At 32.2% G+C, this 20946-nt stretch carries 18 protein-coding genes; 10 read left to right on the top strand and 8 right to left on the bottom strand.

What is annotated here, in order from left to right:
• Both AC1EUU_RS11750 and AC1EUU_RS11745 read left to right on the top strand, forming a co-directional pair.
• Entirely contained in the window at nt 1-678 is a 678-nt protein-coding gene (locus tag AC1EUU_RS11750) for a DUF4271 domain-containing protein (protein WP_480201616.1), read from the top strand.
• Between the two features lie 21 nt (nt 679-699).
• Nucleotides 700-1446, top strand: a complete 747-nt coding sequence (locus tag AC1EUU_RS11745; RefSeq protein WP_480201858.1) for a uroporphyrinogen-III synthase — start codon at nt 700-702, stop codon at nt 1444-1446.
• 82 nt (nt 1447-1528) lie between these two features.
• On the opposite strand, the gene recA is transcribed toward AC1EUU_RS11745, so the two are convergent.
• From recA to rpiB, 4 genes are all read right to left on the bottom strand, one after another.
• Entirely contained in the window at nt 1529-2527 is a 999-nt protein-coding gene (recA, locus tag AC1EUU_RS11740; RefSeq protein ID WP_480201615.1) for a recombinase RecA, read from the bottom strand.
• 97 nt (nt 2528-2624) lie between these two features.
• Nucleotides 2625-4214, bottom strand: a complete 1590-nt coding sequence (locus tag AC1EUU_RS11735; RefSeq protein ID WP_480201614.1) for a phytoene desaturase family protein — start codon at nt 4212-4214, stop codon at nt 2625-2627.
• A 33-nt stretch (nt 4215-4247) separates the two neighbouring features.
• Nucleotides 4248-4697, bottom strand: a complete 450-nt coding sequence (locus tag AC1EUU_RS11730; RefSeq protein ID WP_480201613.1) for a GNAT family N-acetyltransferase — start codon at nt 4695-4697, stop codon at nt 4248-4250.
• Between the two features lie 2 nt (nt 4698-4699).
• Complete coding sequence (gene rpiB, locus AC1EUU_RS11725) at nt 4700-5134, bottom strand: ribose 5-phosphate isomerase B (RefSeq protein ID WP_480201612.1); 435 nt, start codon at nt 5132-5134, stop codon at nt 4700-4702.
• Nucleotides 5135-5947: 813 nt separating this feature from the next.
• On the opposite strand from rpiB, the gene AC1EUU_RS11720 reads away from it, so the two are divergent.
• Complete coding sequence (locus AC1EUU_RS11720; RefSeq protein ID WP_480201611.1) at nt 5948-7006, top strand: NHL domain-containing protein; 1059 nt, start codon at nt 5948-5950, stop codon at nt 7004-7006.
• Nucleotides 7007-7015: 9 nt separating this feature from the next.
• Here the strand turns inward: AC1EUU_RS11720 and AC1EUU_RS11715 are convergent, their stop codons facing one another.
• Complete coding sequence (locus AC1EUU_RS11715) at nt 7016-7930, bottom strand: diacylglycerol/lipid kinase family protein (protein WP_480201610.1); 915 nt, start codon at nt 7928-7930, stop codon at nt 7016-7018.
• A gap of 81 nt (nt 7931-8011) precedes the next feature.
• On the opposite strand from AC1EUU_RS11715, the gene rnr reads away from it, so the two are divergent.
• The 3 genes from rnr (at nt 8012) to tatA (ending at nt 11245) form a co-directional block, all read left to right on the top strand.
• Entirely contained in the window at nt 8012-10210 is a 2199-nt protein-coding gene (gene rnr, locus AC1EUU_RS11710) for a ribonuclease R (RefSeq protein ID WP_480201609.1), read from the top strand.
• Between the two features lie 105 nt (nt 10211-10315).
• Nucleotides 10316-11008 carry a head GIN domain-containing protein gene (locus AC1EUU_RS11705; RefSeq protein ID WP_480201608.1) on the top strand — a complete coding sequence of 231 codons (693 nt, stop codon included), beginning with the start codon at nt 10316-10318 and terminating at the stop codon, nt 11006-11008.
• Between the two features lie 51 nt (nt 11009-11059).
• Nucleotides 11060-11245 carry a twin-arginine translocase TatA/TatE family subunit gene (gene tatA / locus AC1EUU_RS11700; RefSeq protein ID WP_480201607.1) on the top strand — a complete coding sequence of 62 codons (186 nt, stop codon included), beginning with the start codon at nt 11060-11062 and terminating at the stop codon, nt 11243-11245.
• A gap of 60 nt (nt 11246-11305) precedes the next feature.
• Here the strand turns inward: tatA and AC1EUU_RS11695 are convergent, their stop codons facing one another.
• Nucleotides 11306-12241: an SPFH domain-containing protein gene (locus AC1EUU_RS11695; protein ID WP_480201606.1), complete on the bottom strand. Its 936-nt coding sequence runs from the start codon at nt 12239-12241 to the stop codon at nt 11306-11308.
• 96 nt (nt 12242-12337) lie between these two features.
• On the opposite strand from AC1EUU_RS11695, the gene AC1EUU_RS11690 reads away from it, so the two are divergent.
• Nucleotides 12338-12691, top strand: coding sequence for a 6-phosphogluconate dehydrogenase (locus tag AC1EUU_RS11690; RefSeq protein ID WP_480201605.1), 354 nt, complete (start codon nt 12338-12340; stop codon nt 12689-12691).
• A gap of 3 nt (nt 12692-12694) precedes the next feature.
• Here AC1EUU_RS11690 and AC1EUU_RS11685 read toward each other — a convergent pair whose 3' ends face one another.
• On the bottom strand, nt 12695-13609 hold the full coding sequence (locus tag AC1EUU_RS11685) for a spondin domain-containing protein (RefSeq protein ID WP_480201604.1): 915 nt from the start codon (nt 13607-13609) through the stop codon (nt 12695-12697).
• A 47-nt stretch (nt 13610-13656) separates the two neighbouring features.
• On the bottom strand, nt 13657-15228 hold the full coding sequence (gene gltX, locus AC1EUU_RS11680; protein WP_480201603.1) for a glutamate--tRNA ligase: 1572 nt from the start codon (nt 15226-15228) through the stop codon (nt 13657-13659).
• Between the two features lie 67 nt (nt 15229-15295).
• On the opposite strand from gltX, the gene AC1EUU_RS11675 reads away from it, so the two are divergent.
• Genes AC1EUU_RS11675 through mnmG form a run of 3 tightly spaced genes read left to right on the top strand, consistent with a single transcriptional unit; the run spans nt 15296 to nt 20926 of the window.
• Nucleotides 15296-18607 carry a DUF4175 family protein gene (locus AC1EUU_RS11675; RefSeq protein ID WP_480201602.1) on the top strand — a complete coding sequence of 1104 codons (3312 nt, stop codon included), beginning with the start codon at nt 15296-15298 and terminating at the stop codon, nt 18605-18607.
• Nucleotides 18600-19013 (top strand): rRNA maturation RNase YbeY, encoded by a 414-nt coding sequence (gene ybeY, locus AC1EUU_RS11670; protein ID WP_480201601.1) that lies wholly within the window; start codon nt 18600-18602, stop codon nt 19011-19013. Before AC1EUU_RS11675 ends, ybeY begins: the two co-directional genes overlap by 8 nt.
• 41 nt (nt 19014-19054) lie before the next feature.
• Nucleotides 19055-20926 carry a tRNA uridine-5-carboxymethylaminomethyl(34) synthesis enzyme MnmG gene (mnmG, locus tag AC1EUU_RS11665; RefSeq protein ID WP_480201600.1) on the top strand — a complete coding sequence of 624 codons (1872 nt, stop codon included), beginning with the start codon at nt 19055-19057 and terminating at the stop codon, nt 20924-20926.
• The last annotated feature ends 20 nt before the right edge of the window (nt 20927-20946 follow it).

Genomic DNA, 20946 nt, shown 5'->3' with positions numbered 1-20946 from the left:
ATGCAGTATATTTTAATGATAGAAGCTACAGAACGTTTTGTATTTACCAAAGATTGGATTACCATTATTTTTACTGTGTTGTTTGCTTTATTCGCGCTTTCGAAATACCTCAATAATGATCGGTTTTCAAAGCTTTTTTCGTTAATATACTCTCGAAATTATTTGGTATTATACCAAAAGCAAACACCTATCTTGGTGAATTCTTTTCATATTGTTTTTAGTATAATACAAGTTTTAACCTTTGCATTAACCATTTTTATTGGAATAAAGGCTTATAATTCTGTAGCTAGAGAATTAGAAATTACATTTTTTCTTACCATTCTAGCTGGAGTTTTTACATTTTTCGTTTTACGTTTTTTTATAGGAAAGTTATTAGCGCTCCTTTTTGAAAAAGAAAAAGAGTTTGAATATGTTACCTATCTAAAAATGAGTTATCTAAGTAACTTTTGTCTCCTTATTTTTCCTTTATTACTTTTTTCTTATTACGTGCAGTATAATTCTGTCAATTTTTCATTTTTTGTGTTTATTGTAGCTGTAGTTTTATTACTTTTCTATTATGCTCTCATTATAAAAAACAACCAAAAGATGATATTAGGGCGATTATTCTATTTTATTTTGTACCTTTGCGCCCTCGAAATAGCACCTATCATCTTGTTATATAGGCTATTTATTTTGTAAAAACTAAAATTAATGAAGAGTATGAAAGTTAAAACCATTTTAGTTTCTCAACCTGCACCAAGTCAAGATAAGCCATCTCCTTATTTCAACTTATCGGAAAAACAAAAAGTAAAAATCGATTTTCGATCTTTTATTCATGTAGAAGGTGAAAGTGCAAGAGAGGTAAGAAATCAAAAAATTGATTTCTCTAATTTTACAGCGGTTATTTTTACTAGTAGAAATGCAGTAGATAATTACTTTAGGTTAGCTGAAGAAATGCGTTTTAAAGTACCTGATGACATGAAATACTTTTGCCAGTCTGAGGCAGTGGCCTATTATTTACAAAAGTATGTAGTGTATAGAAAGCGTAAGATTTATGTTGGTGAACGTACATTTCAAGATTTAACAAAGCAGATTAAGAAGCATAAAAACGAAAAATTTTTATTGCCATCATCTGATAAGCTTAAGTCCATCGTCCCTCAAATCTTAGATGAATTAGAGGTAGATTGGAAAAGAGCAATTATGTATAGAACTGTAGTTAGCGATCTTTCTGATTTAAAGAATGTATACTACGATATTTTAGTATTCTTTAGTCCTTCTGGTATTCAATCATTATTTGAGAATTTCCCTGATTTTGAACAAAACAAAACCAGAATCGCCGTATTTGGTAATACTACGGTAAAAGCTGCTGAAGAGCATGGGTTACGTGTAGATATTGCTGCTCCCACTCCAGAGACACCATCTATGACTATGGCTTTAGAGAAATACATTCAAGTTGTAAATAAATAAATTTTATTTAGAAATTAATTATAGATAAAAAAAACCTGCTCAGAATTGAGCAGGTTTTTTATTTTTTAATAAGTAGAATTTTTTAGCCTATTTCTTTGATTATTTTTTCTTCTAATTCTTCTGCGAGTTCTGGGTTGTCTTTAATTAATGATTTTACCGCGTCTCTACCCTGGCCTAATTTGGTGTCATTATAACTAAACCAAGAGCCGCTTTTTTTGATAATTCCGTATTCAACTCCTAGATCCAAGATTTCTCCTACTTTAGAAATACCTTCTCCATACATGATGTCGAATTCTGTAGTTTGAAATGGCGGAGCCACTTTATTCTTCACTACTTTTACTTTAGTACTATTACCAATTACTCTATCTCCATCTTTAATTTGCGTTCTTCTGCGAATATCTAAGCGCACAGAAGCATAGAATTTTAAAGCATTACCACCTGTTGTTGTTTCTGGATTACCAAACATTACGCCTATTTTTTCACGCAATTGATTAATAAAAATAACTGTACAATTAGTTTTACTAATGGTACTAGTTAGCTTACGAAGTGCCTGCGACATTAACCGGGCATGTAATCCCATTTTTGAGTCTCCCATCTCTCCTTCTATTTCGCTTTTAGGAGTTAAAGCAGCAACAGAATCAATTACAACTATATCTACTGCTCCCGATCGGATTAAATTATCAGCAATTTCTAGAGCTTGTTCTCCATGATCCGGTTGAGAGATTATTAAATCAGCTATTTCAATACCTAATTTTTCAGCATAAAACCTATCGAAAGCGTGTTCTGCATCAATAAAGGCTGCGATACCTCCAGCTTTCTGTGCCTCAGCAATTGCATGCAACGTTAATGTTGTTTTACCTGAAGATTCAGGGCCGTAAATTTCAATAACTCTTCCTCTGGGATATCCTCCAACTCCAAGGGCTAAGTCTAAACCTAAAGAACCTGACGATATTGCATCTATCTCTTCTGAAACATCATCACCAAGACGCATTACAGATCCTTTACCATAGGTTTTATCAAGTTTATCTAATGTTAATTGAAGTGCTTTAAGTTTTGCCGTTTTTTCTTTGTCTTCTGCCATAAATCTTGCTTAAAAAAATTATAAAATAAGATGTGCTAATGTACAAAAAGAACTTTAATGAATTTTCGTTTTTATTTAGTAAAAAACCGATTTATTATCAATTCTTCATAATTTTCTTTAGTACATTTTTCCTGGAGATAACACTTGCGGTAAGTACTCCTGAAAATAAAGCGGACGCAACGCCTGCAGTTACAATATCTTGGCCAGTTAAATAGAGGTTTTTAATCGGGGTTTTAGGCCTTAAGAATTTTTGTCTAAACCTTTTAGGGGAGTGATCTAGTCCGTAAATCTCACCTTTATCGTAATTTATAAAATGCTTTGTTGTAAGCGGTGTTGAAAGTTCATAATAATCTACTTTACCTTCTGTTTGAGGAATATGCTTATAAAGTTCTTTTAATAAACGCTGTGCAATTTGTTCTTTAAAATCTTCATAGTCTTGTCCTCGTTTTTTCCAACTTGTATCTGACCAATTTTCAAAAGGCTCATATGGTAATAGTGTAATTATATCAATAGTACTTCTATCTGGGTATCTATTTTCCCAATTTGGGTCCTTAGCGGATGGAAAAGAGATATAAACTACTGGAAAAGGTTGATTAATATCTTTAACAAATCTAGAAATACATTCATCATGACCCAGATCTTCAGGATAAATCCAATAATTGGTCTTTGGTAATTTGAGATCTTTTGGAGAGCCTTTTAATCCTACATATAAACATCCATGTGAAACAGAGCGATTAATCTGTTTTAGTTTATTCATAAAATTATACTTCAAAGCTATTTCTTTAGGTATCAATTTAGTATAAGTAGTAAAAATTCCTGCACCACTTACTATGTGTTCTGCATAAAATTGTTTACCATCTTTCATTCGGACACCTTTAGCTTTATTTCTTTCAATAAGAACCTCATCTACTTCAGCACTTATTAAAACCGCACCACCTGATTTATGTATAATTGGTAAAATTGTTTCGGTAATTTTAGAGGAACCGCCTATCGGAAAACTTGCACCACTAAAATAATGTCTGGCTACTGCTGCATGCATTGAAAAGCTACTTTTTTTAGGTGCGAGACCGTAATCTCCATATTGACCAGATAGTACCTTAATTAGTTGTTCATTTGAAGTTAAAGAACGTAATACTTCGTAGGTAGTTTTATCTGAATACCTACGGTATTTTCTTCTCAAAAAACCTCCTATAATTTTACTAGGTAAGAACGATAAAGTTTTTTCTAAATAAAAATTTTTACTCGCCTTGTTTGCTGAAAAAACCAAGTTCACATACGTATCAATAGCTCGTTTTTCACTAGGAAAATATTCATGTATTTGATCTTTAAAATTTTGAACACCTTTTCTAAAATCATATTCTTTATCACCAATAATAATTTTATCATAAACATCACCCATATCAGCCCATTTCAACTGGCTATTAGTAATATAATCGAATAGTCTTTTTACAATGCTTTTTTCCTTTTGTACTTCACCTATATAATGAACACCAACATCCCATTCATATCCTTTTCTTTTAAAAATATGTGTAAATCCGCCAGCTGCATAATGGCGTTCTAGAATCAATACTGTTTTGCCTTGTTTAGCTAAAATTGCTCCAGTAGTTAAACTGCCTATGCCCGATCCAATTATAATTACATCATACTTTTCTTTTAAAACTGGTTTTTTCTTATATGATTGAATCATTTGGTTAATTCTATTGTGAAAGTTATAGGTTATTTAATTTAGCAACATATCTATATGTGGAATACCATCATCTAAATATTCGTCGCTTATTTGTTTAAAACCAAAAGATTCATAGAACTTTTTTAAGTATGTTTGAGCACTTATTCTAATTGAAGCGCTATCTAATTCTTTTGTAATAAAGTCTACTGTTTTTTGAACAAGTATATTTCCTAATTTCTTTCCTCTATCATCTGGGTGGATAGCTATTCTACCAAAAGCAGCTTCTTGGTAATAGTCTCCTGGTTTAAAAATGCGAGAATAAGCAATTATTTTTTCTACATCGTTCTCATCAAAAGCAAATAAGTGAAATGCTTTTTTGTCTTTACCATCTAGCTCACGATAAGCACATTTTTGTTCTACAACAAAAACATCAATCCTTAATTGTAAAATATAGTGAAATTCAGAAAGTGATAATTCTTGAAATGTTTTACAATACCATTTCATTTTTAACAAGCAGTAATTTTCTCCACTCTATTTTGATGGCGACCACCTTCAAATTCTGTAGTTAAAAATATTTCAACAAATGCCATAGCTTGGTAAACAGATACAAATCGTGCAGGTATACTTAATACATTTGCATTATTATGTTGACGTGCAAGTGCAACCAATTCATTGTTCCAACACAAAGCCGCTCGAATACCTTGATGTTTATTAGCAGTAATTTGGGCACCATTACCGCTGCCACAAATAATAATTCCAAGTTCAGCTTCATCATTTTCAACTGCATTAGCGACCGGATGAATAAAGTCAGGGTAATCTACACTATCTTCTTTATCAGTACCATAGTTTACAACCTTTATTCCCTTCTTTTCTAATAACTTTACTATCTCAAATTTATAAGCAGTTCCGGCATGATCATTACCAATGGCTATTGTCTTCATAACTAGTTAATTTACCTTAACAAAGTTACAATAAATGTAGGTTATAAACAGAAATTAGTATGATTGTTAATCTTATTTTATAAGTCTGTAAAAATCAAAGGTATGTGTGAGTTAAGAGAATGTTAACAAAATAACTACTAAATCTTATAATTAAATTTTGAGATATAAATTTTATTTCCAATACAAATATTATAATGATAAAACCAAATTATCTTTTGAGATTTTAAGGATTAATTATAAACATAAAAAAGAAGACTTATAAACAGTTTATTATTCATCAATTATTAAAAAATAGTGTTTATAAACGTTATTAATACTTTGTTAATAAGGTAAAAAATTACATTGATTTTAAACTAGTTAAAAAAAAAGTAAATGTTAATTACTGTTGATTCTTTTTTAAAAGTGAAAAATCAAAATAAAAGATCATTTTTTTATTGCACAAATTAACAAGCTATAATAACTACCATAACTTTTTTAAAATTTTAAAATAACCTAATAGTTATAATTAATATTGTTAAAAACTTATTAGCTAACCTTTGTTGTGTTTTGAATAAGGGAAGAAGAAACTTTAGTAATAGATACCTTAGTAGTGTCTTCATTAAGTGTTGAAGAAATAGTAAAATAACTGATTAAAAAACCAGCGCAGAAAACAAGAATAAATGCTATTACTATTTTATAGAAGTTTTTCATTTTTTAGGTACTTCCTTTTCATTATAGACGAGCCTTTAACATTTCTGTTACACTTTTTTTAAGAAAATTTTAAGATTTAAGTTGTATTTTAGCCTTTGCTACAAACTATTTAATTATTTGGTTATGAAAAGAAATTACCTATTAATGGTATCCTTACTATGTACTATCTTTATTTACGGTCAAAAAATCACAACAGTAGTAGGAAATGGTAAGACAGGTTTTTCCGGTGATGGTGATAAAGCTACAAATGCCCGATTAAACTTACCTTTTAACCTTACCTTAGATGAAGAACAGAATATTTATATAGCCGATACATATAATAACAGTGTTCGAAAAGTAGATGCTAAAACCGGTATTATATCTACTGTTGTTAGAAATGAAGATAAATTTTCTGTTGATGCTTTAAAAGATCCAACAGGGATTGTGGTTGATAAAGATAAAAATTTATATATAGCCGAATTATCCAATCTAAGAATAAGAAGAGTTAATGTTGATTCTGGTAGTGCCATGACGTTGGTTGGAAAAAAGTCTGAAAAAGAGCAGCCAAATATTGATTCTGATTTATCTGGTCCTTTTAATATGGTATTTGATAATGAAGGTAATATGTATGTTTCTGTTATAGGTGAAAATAGAATTAGACGTGTTGATTTTGCGAGTGGAGAAATTTCAAATTTTGCAGGAACCGGAGAAGCCGGTTTTTCTGGTGATGGAGGTAAAGCAGGTAATGCCAAGTTAGCGAATCCTACAGGGCTCGCTATAGATTCTAAAGGAAACTTATTTGTTTCTGATAGTGGGAATGAACGTGTTAGAAGAATTAACTTAGAAACAGGTATTATTACTACACTTGCTGGAACAGGAAGAACAGGTTTTTCTGGAGAAGCTGTTGTTGCCAATAGAGCTAAACTATCAAATCCGTTAGGATTAGCAATTGATAAAAATGATAATTTATATATCGTTGATCGAGGAAATAATAGAATTCGAAAGGTTGATGCGAAAACCGGATTCATTACTACCGTTGTAGGAACAGGAAAATCTGGTTTTTCTGGTGATGGTGGATTAGCTATTAATGCTAAATTAGCGAATCCTACTGGAATTGCTTTTGATGCTCAAAATAACTTATATATAGTGGATAGAGGTAATAATAGAATTAGAATGGTAGCTGGCTTAGTAGACGAATTCTAAATTATATTTTTATGGAATTACAAATTGCAAGCTTCTAGGTATAATTTTTGCTGTAAAGCTTTTAGTACCAATGAGTTCTCCATCAGCTTGAATATATGTTTCTTTAGAATTACTTGTAATATTTATATAGGAAGTTTTATAGGTTTCTACATTTTTATGTTCTACAATTTTTCCATTGTAGAATTTTAGAATGTTCATAATCATTGCTAGTAAACTAAAGTTCTTAGCGATTGAAATGTCGAATAGACCATCGGTAGTATTCGCATTTTTTGTGAGCTTCATTCCTCCACCTGAATATTGACAAATACCAACTAATGTTAAAAGTGAAGTGGTATTAATTTCCTTATTATTAAACTGTATAGTAAGCTCACTTTTTTTATAATTAATGAAACTCACTAAAGTTGCCCATAGGTAACTAAAAGCGCCTAATTTTTTAAATTTATTAATATTTTTTACAACAAATCCATCAAACCCCAATCCGGCAAGATTATTAAAATAAACCTTTTGTTTATTGTTCAATAATTCAATTAATCCTAAATCTTGTAATACAGTTTGTTCTTTTTTAATTATTGAAATCGCTTTTGAAATATTTTTTGGAATTCCATAGGTCTTAATCCAGTCATTACCGGTTCCTAAAGGAATAACCCCTACTTTGAAATCAAAACAGTTTATTTTTTTATAAGACATGATTCCGTTTACCACATGATGTAAAGTGCAATCACCACCAATGCTTATAAATTTTCTAAACCCTTTTTTAATAGCATTTTGAACGAGCTGTATTTCATGTAGATGATAATCAGTAAAAGAATATTCAAATAATAGATTATTATTATTAAGAATAGAAACAATAGTATTCCATTTCTTTTTAACAGTTCCATTACCTGAAACCGGATTTGCAATAATATACCAATGATTTTCTATCACAAAAGATGATTACTTTAAGCAAAGTACAAATAATTAAATAGCAATTTGTACATTTAGTCAACTTAATTTATAAAAGAATACATGTCGAAAAGAAAAAAAGGCTTCTACAAGAAAAAAGGAAGCGTTATTAAAGATTTAGCTTCTAAAATCTTAAAATTTTTAAATAAAAACTCCACACAATCTTTTAATTATAAACAAATAGCAGCTCATGTTGAGGTAAAAGATCATAGTGGTAAACAACAAATAATAAAGAAACTAGAAGAGCTTAAACAAAAAGAACGAATTAAAGAAACTAGTAGAGGTAAATACCAAATAATACAAAATGAACATTATTACACAGGAATCTTAGATGTAGTTTCAAGTGGTAATGCATATTTTATGTCTGAAGATTTAGAACATGATGTATTTATTCCTTCCATTAATCTTAATAACGGTTTAGATAATGATCAGGTAAAAGTTTATGTATATAGACGCAGAAATAATAATCGTTTTGAAGGAGAGGTAATTGAGATTTTAGAACGTGCTAAAACCGAATTTGTTGGAGTTTTACAATTGAGCAAAAACTTCGGATTTGTTTTACCGGATAATCAAAGTATGTATGCCGATATTTTTATACCAAAGAGTAAACTAGGCAATGCTGAACATGGTGATAAGGTATTGGCAAAAATTACAGATTGGCCAGAAAAATCAAAGAACCCATTTGGAAAAATAAAACAAGTATTAGGTAAACCAGGTGAACATGATACTGAAATTCATTCTATTTTATTAGAATATAATTTACCGTATGAATTTCCAAAAGAAATTGAAACCGCAGCACAACAATTACCAATAGATATTACCGAGGCAGAAATCAACAAGCGTAGAGATATGCGTAACGATTTAACCTTTACTATAGATCCTAAAGATGCTAAAGATTTTGATGATGCGTTATCTTTTACCATATTAGAAAATGGTAATTATGAAGTAGGTATTCATATTGCTGATGTATCGCATTACGTTAGACCTGGTACTATTTTAGATGATGAGGCATATCATAGAGCTACTTCTGTATATTTAGTAGATAGAGTTGTACCAATGTTGCCTGAAATGCTATCTAATGGAGTATGCTCATTACGACCAAATGAAGAAAAATTAACATTTTCGGCCGTATTTGAACTTAATGAAAAAGCAGAAGTTCTAAATCAGTGGTTTGGTAGAACCGTTACTTATTCAGATAAACGATTTGCTTATGAAGAAGCTCAGGTTATTATTGAAACAAAAGAAAACAGTATTCCGGCTGAAATTTCTTTAACCGGAAAAGAATATAAGGTTGATAAGGAAATTGTTGAAGCTACTTTAAAGTTAGATGAGCTAGCGAAAAAATTGCGTAATAAACGATTAAAGCATGGAGCAATAACTTTTGATAAAATAGAAGTTAAATTTCATTTAGATGATAATAGTGAACCCGTTGGCGTTTATTTTAAGGAAACTAAAGATGCAAATAAACTTATAGAAGAGTTTATGTTACTCGCTAATAAAAAAGTTGCAGAATTTATTGGCTTAGAGAAAGGAAAGCCTAGTAATAAAACTTTTGTTTATAGAGTTCATGATGAACCAAACCCAGAAAAATTAGCTGGTTTACAATCTGTAATAAGTAAGTTTGGATATAAAATAGATACACGAACTCGTGAATCGACGTCTGATTCTTTGAACAAATTGTTAAATGATGTACACGGTAAAGCTGAATCTAATATGGTTGAAACCTTAGCAATTCGGTCAATGAGCAAGGCATTATATACTACAGAAAATATTGGGCATTATGGATTGGCATTTAATTACTATTCACATTTTACGTCCCCAATAAGACGTTACCCAGACGTAATGGCACATCGCTTATTGCAGCATTATTTAGATGGAGGAAAATCACCTAAAGCAGCTATTTACGAAGAACGCTGCGAACACTCCTCAGATAGGGAATTACTAGCAACTAAAGCTGAGCGAGACTCTATTAAATATATGCAGGTAAAATACATGCAAGATCATCAAGATCAAGAATTTAAAGGGGTTATTTCTGGAGTTACAGAATGGGGAATCTATGTAGAAATTCTAGAAAATAAATGTGAAGGTATGGTGCGCATTCGTGATATTAAAGAAGATTATTATATCTACGATGAAAAACAATATGCGCTAGTAGGTCAGTCAACACAAAACTTATTACAATTAGGTGATGAAGTAATTGTAAAAGTGAAAAAAACAGACCTTGAACGTAAACATTTAGATTTTGACTTAATAAGTTATTAAACGTTTATTTTTATAGCCTTCTTTTTAACATAAATTTTAACAGATTAAAAACACTTTTTACTCAAAAATTAAGTTGCTATCTTTGAATAAAAATTCCTCTTTATCATGAAAATTTTTACTAGCTCGAAGAAATTACTTTTATTAACTTTTCTCTTTACTATAACACTATCCTTCTCTCAAGAACGTGTGATTAATTTAGGCGATTTTAACGTACTTAAAGTATTTAGCGGTGTTACGTTAGAATTAATCCGTTCTGATGAACAAAAAATCGTAATCATTGGCGAAAAGAAAGAAAATTTAACCGTAAAGAATACGAATGGAAGACTAAAAGTATTTTTACGTTTCCCTGAAATTTATAATGATGAAGATGTGAACATTAAGTTATACTATAAAGAAGATCTTGATATCTTAGATGCTAATGAAGGAGCAGCTATTTTTTCAGATCAAACTTTTAGTCAGCAAAATGTTACTATTAGATCTCAAGAAGGTGCATATATTCATTTGGTATTAGATGTTAAATATGCTACTATAAAAGCTGTTTCAGGTGGAAATATACGCTTACGCGGAAAAGTTACTGACCAAGAAATAGAGGTAACCAGTGGAGGTGTTTATGAAGGATATGAATTAGATTCAGAAATTGCTGAAGTTACTTCTGCATCTGGTGGTAGAGTAGAAGTAAAGGCGAGTTCATTTTTAGATGCCAAAGTTCGCTTTGGAGGAAAAATAGAATATAAAGGAAATCCGGTTAAGGTAAAAACCAATAAGATTATAGGAGGAAACATTATTAACAAAGGATGAATAGCATCATTTTGATTTAATTAGTACCTTTGTTACCTAAATTTAGAAAAGATGATTTCAACAACAATATTATTAGGGTTTGTAGGACCATGGCAATGGATAATTATTGGTCTAGCTATTCTGTTGTTATTTGGCGGAAGAAAATTACCTGAACTTATGAAAGGTTTAGGAACAGGGATCAAAGAATTTAAGGATGCCACTAAGACCGAAGAAGAAGAAAAGAAGGTAGAAGAATAAAAATACTATATAGTTTGTAAAAAGGCGCTGAAAAGCGCCTTTTTTATGTTTAGATACAAACTACTTGGTATCTTTTTTATTATTTTTTGCGTTCTTCATGGCTTCACCTATCTGATTACTAGCGGTAAAACTAGCCACCATATCATTTAGCATCTGACTACCAGCTTGAGGAGAATTAGGCAACAAAATTAAATTACTATTTACTTCTTGCCCAATAGATTGCAACGTATCATAATGTTGTGTTACTACTATCAAAGCTGACGCTTCTTGAGAATTGATTCCCACTTTATTTAATACTTCTACAGATTCTTCTAAACCGCGAGCAATTTCACGACGCTGATCTGCAATACCTTGTCCTTGCAAACGCTTGCTTTCGGCCTCAGCCTTCGCTTTTTCAACAATTAAAATACGTGCAGCATCACCCTCAAACTGTGCAGCAATTTTTTCACGCTCTGAAGCATTAATTCTGTTCATTGCTTCTTTTACCTGTGAATCAGGGTCAATATCTGTTACTAGGGTTTTAATAATATCAAAACCATAATTGACCATTGCATCTTGTAATTCAGACTTCACTGCAATAGCAATATCATCTTTTTTTACAAAAACGTCATCTAATTTCATTTTTGGAACCTCGGCCCGAACGACATCAAAAACATAACTGGTTATTTGATCATGCGGATATTCTAATTTATAAAACGCGTCATATACTTTTTCTCTCAACACGACATATTGCACAGACACCTTAAGTTTTACAAATACATCATCTAAGGTTTTCGTTTCTACAATTACGTCTAATTGTTGAATTTTTAAGCTCATTCTACCAGCAATACGATCAACTAAAGGGATTTTAAGATGCAATCCAGAGTGTCGAATACTTTGATATTTACCAAAACGTTCGATGATAACTGCAGTTTGTTGCTTTACAATAAAAAAGATTAGCGGAATTAAAAATAATCCGATAAAAAGAAAAGGTATCAACCCTATGTATGACTCCATAATGTTAAAATTTTAATTTGACTAATGAATAATTATTTCTGTCTTTAAATTTAAGAATTAAAAGCCAAATTGGATATTTTTGAATAAATTAGTTTTATGAAAAAGATACTAGGTATTTTTATAGCTATTGTAGCCGCCATTACGCTGATCTATTTTTTATTTATCTACTACGCAACCTTTAGTGAAGGTTATCGATCTGGTGAATTAATAAAAATAAGTCATAAAGGCGTTCTATTTAAAACCTGGGAAGGTGAAATTAGCCAAGGTGTGTCTGAATCACAACGCTTTGATTTTTCTGTAGAAAGCTCTGAAAAAAAAGTAATAGAACAACTTAAAGACATGCAAGGCCTTAATGTAAAACTTACTTACAAAGAACGGTTTGGTACATTTCCCTGGCTGGGAGATACTAAATATTTTGTTACTAAAGTTGAAAAAACAAATTTAGAATAGCTGCTATTCTTTAATTAATTTTCTTCTTAAAATACCTTCATTTGTATGTAATTTTAGAAAGTATACACCGCTAGACAATGATGTATTAAGTGTAATGTTTTTTGGATCGGAAAATCGATTAAGCTCTCTTATTTTTTTACCACCAACCGAATAGAGCTCTACCTTTTTAAGCGCGTAATTTCCAACGTTCTTAATTGTTACATCTTCTTTAATAGGATTGGGATATATAAAAATAGTATTTGCGAGCTCTTCTTCAGGGGTTGAAAGCACTTGCTCTAATGTGAAAACAAAAGTTCCAACAATTTGATTTGAAAAAGGAGCAATTCCTTGTAAACTACTCATTTCAATGTGCGGTGTTATATCTGCATCACCAGAATTGTACGTAGTTCCGCTATCGGTGCCGGCATCTACCGCATATATATCAACAGAAATCATATTTTCCCAGTTGTTGTCATTATCGGTTAGTTTTTGATTGCCAATCATGGCTACCCAATCTGGGCTAGGCGCAATCATAGTAATTAAACTGATATACGGAAAATCTTCATCAACGCTAACATTATTAATAGTGATTGTTCCGGGCCCCGAACCTAACCCCGAACCATTTATTACATTATATGCCAGCCCGGCATTAATCAATGAATTAATTTCTTGTGTAATAATTGAGGTTCCACCAGTTTCTGCTACTTGCTCAACCCCATCAGAGGCAATAACCTCCGTTTGCAATAAAACGGCAGCATCTTTATGTGTTGTACCAATAAGTGGTGACCAATGCGCTGAAGAAGAAGGGTAGTCTATGGGGTGTGTAGCACTAGACCAATTACTCATAAATTCAATTTTATAAATTGCATCTTGAGCGCCCGAAATATTTGATAAAAAGAGAATAAGTGAAAAGGAAAAGATAAAACCTAGCTGTTTCATGTTGATTAGGTTAAGTTAAATCAACAGTCGACGCTACGAATCAAAACTTACACAGATAATGTATTTACTGTTCTTTTTATACTCGCAATAGTTTCTTCTTTACCAATTAATCCCATAATACTAAATACATCTGGCCCTTGAAGTGAACCAACAAGACTTAATCGTAATGGCATCATAACCTTTCCAAAACCTATTTCTTTAGATGTAATCCACCCTTTTACAATCGATTGAATGGAATCACTTGAAAAATCTTCAATAGACTCAATAACTTCAACCAATTCACTCATTAGTTTAGGAGTATCTTCCTTAAAAGCTTTTTTCGCCGCTTTTTCATCATATGTAGACGGAGTTACAAAGAAGAATTTTCCAAGCTCCCATATATCAGAAACGAAAGTAGCTCGCTCTTTAATTAAACGAATTACTTTAGTTACATAATCATTGTTATTCTCAACAAATAAGGCAATCTGATCTTTAGCACCGTCTTTATCTAGAGCGGCATCTAGCAGTTTCTCTTCAAGAAGAGGGATAAATAATTTGGTAAGGTCGGCATCAGATTTTTTTTGCAAGTATTGTTGATTGAACCATTTGGTTTTATCAGGATTAAACTTAGCGCCCGATTTACTCACATGTTCTAAACTAAAGGCAGCAATAAGTTCTTGTAAAGAATAGAGTTCTTTTTCTACACCATCACCCTCATTCCAACCTAAAAGGGCAAGCATATTTATAACGGCCTCATTAAAATAACCATCTTCGCGATATCCTCGTGAAACACTGTCATTTACGTTCCATTCTAATGGAAATACCGGAAAACCTAATTTATCACCATCACGCTTACTTAATTTACCCTTTCCAATTGGTTTTAAAATTAAGGGTAAATGTGCAAATTGAGGAGCTTCCCAGTCAAAAGCTCTATATAGTAAAACATGTAAAGCCAATGACGGTAACCATTCTTCACCTCGTATTACATGAGATATTTTCATTAAATGGTCATCAACAATATTTGCAAGGTGATATGTTGGCATTCCATCAGATTTAAATAAGATTTTATCATCAAGAATATTCGTGTCTATTTTTATTTCACCTCGAACAATATCGTTTAGATGAAGTATCTCATCTTTAGGAGACTTAAATCTAATTACAAACTTTTCACCGGCATCGATTCGTTTTTCAACTTCATTTGCTTCAAGGGTTAATGAATTATCTAACTTTAAACGATTATGCCAATTGTAAATAAAAGTTTTCCCTTTTGTTTCATGATCTTTTCTATGGGCGTCTAAGGCTTCAGGAGTATCAAAAGCATAATAAGCGTGACCGTTTTCAAGCAGCTGTTGAATATATTTTTTGTAGATACTCTTTCTTTCAGACTGACGATAGGGGCCGAAATTACCACCAATTGTCGGACCTTCATCGAACGGAATGTTTAACCAGTTTAACGCCTCAACAATATAATTCTCTGCACCCTCAACGTAACGTGTCTGATCTGTATCCTCAATTCGCAAAATAAAATCTCCAAGGTGTTTTTTAGCAAATAGATAATTGAATAATGCCGTACGCACCCCTCCAATATGTAAGGGCCCTGTTGGGCTAGGAGCAAATCGAACTCTTACTTTGTTAATCATTCTGTTAAAATTTGGCTGCAAAGATACAGCATGGCAATGAAAATAGTACTTTTAGAGTTTAATAAATATGACCAGCTTTACCAACATACAAAGTAAGCTTCAACAATTCATTAAAAAATATTATACGAATGAATTGATTAAGGGGATTATTCTTTTTTCTGCCTTTGGCTTGTTATATCTTATTTTCACTTTATTTATTGAATATTTTCTATGGCTGTCACCTAATTGGCGCAGTGTTTTATTCTTTTTGTTTATAGGTGTTGAGACTGCCTTATTAATTCGGTTTATTGCTTTTCCATTATTTAAATTAGTTGGCTTGCAAAAGGGGATTAGCTTAGTAGAAGCTTCAAAAATTATTGGAAATCATTTTCCTGAGGTTGATGATAAACTATTGAATGTACTTCAATTAAACCAATCAACTAATAAATCGGAGCTTTTTTTAGCAAGTATTGAACAAAAATCTTTGCAATTACAACCCATTCCATTTCAATCTGCAATTAATTTTAGTGGAAATAGAAAATACTTAAAATACTTAGCGATTCCGGTATTAATTTGGTTTTTCACTTTGTTATCTGGAAACAATGGTATTTTTAAAGACAGCTTAACTAGAGTTGTAAATTATCAGACCGAGTATGAGCCTCCAGCACCTTTTTCGTTTAAGATAGTAAATAATACTCTGAATGCTATAGAAGGGAAATCATTTGAACTACAGGTTGAAACTAAAGGAAATGTAATTCCTGAAAATGCACAGATATATTTTAATAATGAAAGCTATTTCTTAAAAGATGAAGGAATTGGACGTTTTGGTTTTCAGTTCGAAAATCTTAAAGAATCGGTTGAGTTCTATATAAGCTCTAATGGTATAAGTTCTAGACCCTATAAGATAAATGTGATCAAAACCCCCTCGGTTACTGGTTTTACTATGATTCTTGATTATCCTAATTATACGCAGAAACGTAATGAAACGATCCAAAACACCGGTAATGCTATTATTCCTGAAGGTACACGAATCACCTGGAATATTGATACACAACAAACGGATTCGGTTCACTTTTTTAGCACAAATACTGAAAGTTTTCGTTCAAATGATAATGGTTCTTTTTCATTCAGTAAAAGAGTAAAGAAACCTTTGAATTATCAAATCGCTACAAGCAATCGAAATTTAAGAAATTATGAACAATTGGCTTATGGTATTCAGGTGATTAAAGATGAATTTCCGAAGATTGTAGTGAAATCTGATATTGACTCTATCACGAGAGGACCGATACAATTCGCCGGACAACTAAGTGATGATTACGGGGTATCTAAACTTCAACTTGTATACTATGAACTAGAAAATAAAGAAGCAGTTAAGAAACATCCTATACCAGTTAAAAATTCATCTTTTGAAGAGTTTTATTATTTGTTTCTTCCTGATGGAGAATTAGACTTTGAGGCAGGAAAGAATTATGAACTTTATTTTGAGGTATTTGATAACGATGCTGTTAATGGCGTTAAATCTGCAAAAAGTGAAGTGTTTAAGTTTCATAAAAAAACGCAGCAAGAGTTGTCGGATGATTTATTAAATGAGCAGAAACAAAGCCTGGATAACCTTGATAAAAATGCTAAGCAAACAGAAGAATTAAATAAGGATTTTAAAGAATTTACCGATAAATTAAAAAAGAAATCAGAGTTAGAATGGAATGATAAGAAAGAATTTGAACAGTTTCTAAAAAGACAAGAGCAATATCAAGAAATGTTTGACAAACAAACTGATAAACTCAAAGACAATCTTGATGAACTTAATGAAACTGATGAAACTATTAGGAGCAAAAAAGAAGAACTGCAAAAACGTATCGAAGAAACCAAAGAATCTCAGAAAAAGAAAAAGCTATTGGAGGAATTAAAAAAGATGGCTGAGAAATTAGATAAAGATGGCTTGATCAATAAGTTGGATAAATTGGCGGAACGGCAAAAACAAGAGAAAAGATCTTTGGAGCGTTTGCTAGAATTAACAAAGCGGTTTTATGTAGATAAGAAAGCTGCTGATATTTCAAAAAAACTAGATACGTTATCCAATAAGCAGGAAAAATTATCGAACTCAGAGGAAAATGACGCAGAAAAGCAAGACGAATTAAATAAAGAGTTTGAAGATATAAAAAAAGACCTGGAAGATATGCGTAAGCAAAATCAGAAGTTACGTGATCCGATGAGTTTACCAGAAACCAAGCAGGATGAGAAGAAGGTTGATGAGAAGATGAAAGAAGCTTCTGATGAATTGAAAAAACAAGGAGAAGAACGTCAAGAGCAAGAAGGGGAGCAGAATAAAGAACAAAAGAATAGCTCTAAACAAAAAGCGCAGAGAAACCAGAAATCTGCTGCTAAAAAAATGAAGCAAATGAGCCAGTCTATGCAACAATCAATGGCTGGAATGCAAGGAGAGATGATGCAGGAAAACATTGAAACCTTAAGAGCTATTTTAGAAAACCTTGTTACATTTTCTTTAGACCAAGAAGCACTAATGTTATCATTAACTGATGTTGATGCCTCACATGCTTCATTCCCTCAGAAACTAAAGAAGCAACAACTACTTAAGGAGCATTTTGAACACATAGACGATAGTCTTTATGTCTTATCCATGCGGCAACCAAAGCTTTCAAGCAAAATACAAGAAGATTTAACAGAAGCGCATTATAATATTGATAAGTCTTTGGAGAATATTGCTGAAAATAGAATGCAACAAGGTAGATCTAATCAGCAATATACAATGACGGCGGCCAATAATTTGGCAGACATGCTAAGTGATATGTTAAATAGTATGATGAATCCCAATATGGGAAGTGGTAAAGGACAAGGAAATGAGATAAGCCTTCCTGATATAATTAAAAAACAAAAGGGTCTCACTGAAGAAATGAAAGAAGGGATGAAAAAATCTAAGCAAGAAGAGGAAGGACAAGAAGGCGAGCAGGGAAAATCTCGTGAACAAATGAGCGGTGAGCAATATCAAATTTATCAAGAACAGCAAAGATTAAGAGAACGACTGGAGGAGCTTATGGAAAAGGAAGGAGAGGGCGGAAGTCAAGGTAAAAAAGCCCTCGAAAAAATGAAGGAACTTGAAGAGCAGTTATTGGATAAAGGGTTTGATAATGACGTGCTGCAAAAAATGTTGCAACTTGAGCATGAGCTTTTGAAACTCGATGACGCCCGTTTAAAACAAGGAAAAGAAAATAAAAGAGAAGCGATTACGAATTTCAAATCTTTTCGAGATCGAAAAATTGAAGAATTACTGCAAAAAAGTCATTTTTTTAATCTTAAAGAAATTTTAAATCGCGAACCACTACCTTTGCGAAATAATTATAAGAAGAAAGTTCAAGATTATTTTAAAGCGTTAAATGATTAGTTTTTATTCTGAAACTGATTTCGAGTTGTCAAATCAGTTAGAAGTTGCAAACTGGATATCAGAGGTAATTGCAACCCTGGATTTTAAAGAAGGCGACCTGTCTTATATTTTTTGTGATGATCAGTATTTGCTTGAAAAAAATGTTAAATATCTGAATCACAACACTTTAACTGACATAATTAGTTTCGATTACACCATGAGAAGGTTAATTTCTGGAGACATATTTATATCAGTTGAGCGAGTTAAGGAAAATGCTAAGGACTTTAATGTAACTTTCAATGATGAATTACATAGAGTAATTATACATGGTATTTTACATTTTGCGGGATTTAAAGATAAAACGCAAGAACAGAAGAAGTTAATGAGAGAAAAAGAGGATAATTGTCTATCTTTGCGCACTTTTTAATAAAAACATGTTCCACGTGGAACACTTTAATAGGAGATTGAATGTTTAGCAATGAATATGATGTTATAGTAGTTGGTGGTGGTCACGCCGGTAGCGAAGCTGCTGCGGCAAGCGCTAATCTTGGAGTTAAGACGCTACTTATTACGATGAATCTGCAGAATATAGCTCAAATGAGCTGTAATCCTGCTATGGGCGGTATTGCTAAAGGGCAAATTGTTCGTGAAATTGATGCGCTCGGTGGTTATAGTGGAATTGTAACCGATAAGACTGCTATTCAGTTTAAGATGCTTAATAAGTCGAAAGGTCCTGCTATGTGGAGTCCAAGAGCACAGAATGATAGAATGAGATTTGCTGAAGAATGGAGAATGCTGTTAGAGAAACTTCCTAATCTTGATTTCTTTCAAGATATGGTTAATGGTTTGATTGTTGAAAATGATAAGATTGTTGGGGTTAAAACGGCTTTGGGTGTTACAGTTAGGGCTAAAACGGTAATATTAACTACAGGGACTTTTTTAAATGGATTGATCCATATTGGTGATAAGAACTTCGGTGGAGGAAGAGCAGGCGAACGGGCTGCAATTGGTATAACAGAAGACTTAGTAAAGTTTGGCTTTGAATCAGGGAGGATGAAGACCGGTACGCCACCAAGAGTTGATGGTAGGTCTTTAGATTTTTCTAAAATGATCGAACAACCAGGTGATGAGAGTCCTGAGAAATTTTCATATTCAAATAGTACGAAACCGCTAAGTGAACAGCGCTCTTGTTATATGACGTATACGAGTAATGAAGTACATGATTTGCTTCGCGAAGGTTTTGATAGATCTCCGATGTTTAATGGAAGAATCCAAAGTATTGGGCCTAGATATTGTCCTTCTATAGAAGATAAGATTGATCGATTTTCCTCGAAAGAAAGACATCAACTTTTTATTGAACCTGAGGGATGGAATACTGTAGAAATCTATGTTAATGGATTTTCTACATCTTTACCAGAAGATGTTCAAGATAAAGCATTGCGTAAAGTTGCTGGATTTGAAAGCGTTAAGTTTTTCCGATTTGGCTATGCTATTGAGTATGATTATTTTCCCCCAACACAGTTAACACATACGCTTGAAACAAAGCTAATAGAAAATCTCTTCTTTGCAGGTCAAATAAATGGAACTACTGGTTACGAAGAAGCTGCCGCCCAAGGCATGATGGCTGGAATTAATGCGGCATTGAAAGTAAAAGAACAGTCTTCTTTTATTTTAAAGCGAAACGAGGCCTACATAGGTGTTTTAATAGATGATCTAATTACTAAAGGAACGGAAGAACCATATAGAATGTTTACATCTAGAGCTGAATATAGAACACTTTTAAGGCAAGATAACGCTGATTTACGCTTAACACCCAGGTCTTTTGAAATTGGTCTGGCTTCAGAAGATAGAATGAATCGGGTTTTGGAAAAGCAGCAAAAAACAGATTTATTTGTCAACTACTTAAGAGATTCGAGCATTAAGCCAAACGAGGTCAACCCGATTTTAAGAGGTAAAGATTCTGCTGAAATTTCTCAGTCTATGAAGATGTTTAAGATTGCTGCCAGACCTCAATTAGATTTTAATGATGTACGTCAGTTCCCTGGAGTAAATGATTTTATTATTGATAATACTATCGACAACGAAATTATTGAGCAAACCGAAATTCACGTGAAATATGCTGGCTATATTGAGAAGGAAAAGAATAATGCAGACAAGCTAAATAGGCTTGAGAATATTGCAATTCCTGCTGATTTTGACTATTATAAAGTAAAGTCTTTATCATACGAAGCGCGTGAAAAACTAACTACAATTCAACCAACCACCATAAGCCAGGCGAGTAGAATCTCGGGTGTATCACCTAGCGATGTGTCTGTTTTGTTGGTTTATATGGGTCGTTAAATTCATTGTTCCACGTGAAA

Source organism: Maritimimonas sp. 2205BS37-2 (assembly GCF_056591755.1).
This window is presented reverse-complemented; position numbering and strand designations above follow the sequence as displayed.

What these genes read in the sequence shown, in the direction of transcription:
- AC1EUU_RS11750 (WP_480201616.1), top strand. Translation starts at nt 1, where the DNA reads ATGCAGTATATTTTAATGATAGAAGCTACAGAACGTTTTGTATTTACC.
- AC1EUU_RS11745 (WP_480201858.1), top strand. Translation starts at nt 700, where the DNA reads ATGAAAGTTAAAACCATTTTAGTTTCTCAACCTGCACCAAGTCAAGAT.
- recA (WP_480201615.1), bottom strand. Translation starts at nt 2,527, where the DNA reads ATGGCAGAAGACAAAGAAAAAACGGCAAAACTTAAAGCACTTCAATTA.
- AC1EUU_RS11735 (WP_480201614.1), bottom strand. Translation starts at nt 4,214, where the DNA reads ATGATTCAATCATATAAGAAAAAACCAGTTTTAAAAGAAAAGTATGAT.
- AC1EUU_RS11730 (WP_480201613.1), bottom strand. Translation starts at nt 4,697, where the DNA reads ATGAAATGGTATTGTAAAACATTTCAAGAATTATCACTTTCTGAATTT.
- rpiB (WP_480201612.1), bottom strand. Translation starts at nt 5,134, where the DNA reads ATGAAGACAATAGCCATTGGTAATGATCATGCCGGAACTGCTTATAAA.
- AC1EUU_RS11720 (WP_480201611.1), top strand. Translation starts at nt 5,948, where the DNA reads ATGAAAAGAAATTACCTATTAATGGTATCCTTACTATGTACTATCTTT.
- rnr (WP_480201609.1), top strand. Translation starts at nt 8,012, where the DNA reads ATGTCGAAAAGAAAAAAAGGCTTCTACAAGAAAAAAGGAAGCGTTATT.
- AC1EUU_RS11705 (WP_480201608.1), top strand. Translation starts at nt 10,316, where the DNA reads ATGAAAATTTTTACTAGCTCGAAGAAATTACTTTTATTAACTTTTCTC.
- tatA (WP_480201607.1), top strand. Translation starts at nt 11,060, where the DNA reads ATGATTTCAACAACAATATTATTAGGGTTTGTAGGACCATGGCAATGG.
- AC1EUU_RS11695 (WP_480201606.1), bottom strand. Translation starts at nt 12,241, where the DNA reads ATGGAGTCATACATAGGGTTGATACCTTTTCTTTTTATCGGATTATTT.
- AC1EUU_RS11690 (WP_480201605.1), top strand. Translation starts at nt 12,338, where the DNA reads ATGAAAAAGATACTAGGTATTTTTATAGCTATTGTAGCCGCCATTACG.
- AC1EUU_RS11685 (WP_480201604.1), bottom strand. Translation starts at nt 13,609, where the DNA reads ATGAAACAGCTAGGTTTTATCTTTTCCTTTTCACTTATTCTCTTTTTA.
- gltX (WP_480201603.1), bottom strand. Translation starts at nt 15,228, where the DNA reads ATGATTAACAAAGTAAGAGTTCGATTTGCTCCTAGCCCAACAGGGCCC.
- AC1EUU_RS11675 (WP_480201602.1), top strand. Translation starts at nt 15,296, where the DNA reads ATGACCAGCTTTACCAACATACAAAGTAAGCTTCAACAATTCATTAAA.
- ybeY (WP_480201601.1), top strand. Translation starts at nt 18,600, where the DNA reads ATGATTAGTTTTTATTCTGAAACTGATTTCGAGTTGTCAAATCAGTTA.
- mnmG (WP_480201600.1), top strand. Translation starts at nt 19,055, where the DNA reads ATGTTTAGCAATGAATATGATGTTATAGTAGTTGGTGGTGGTCACGCC.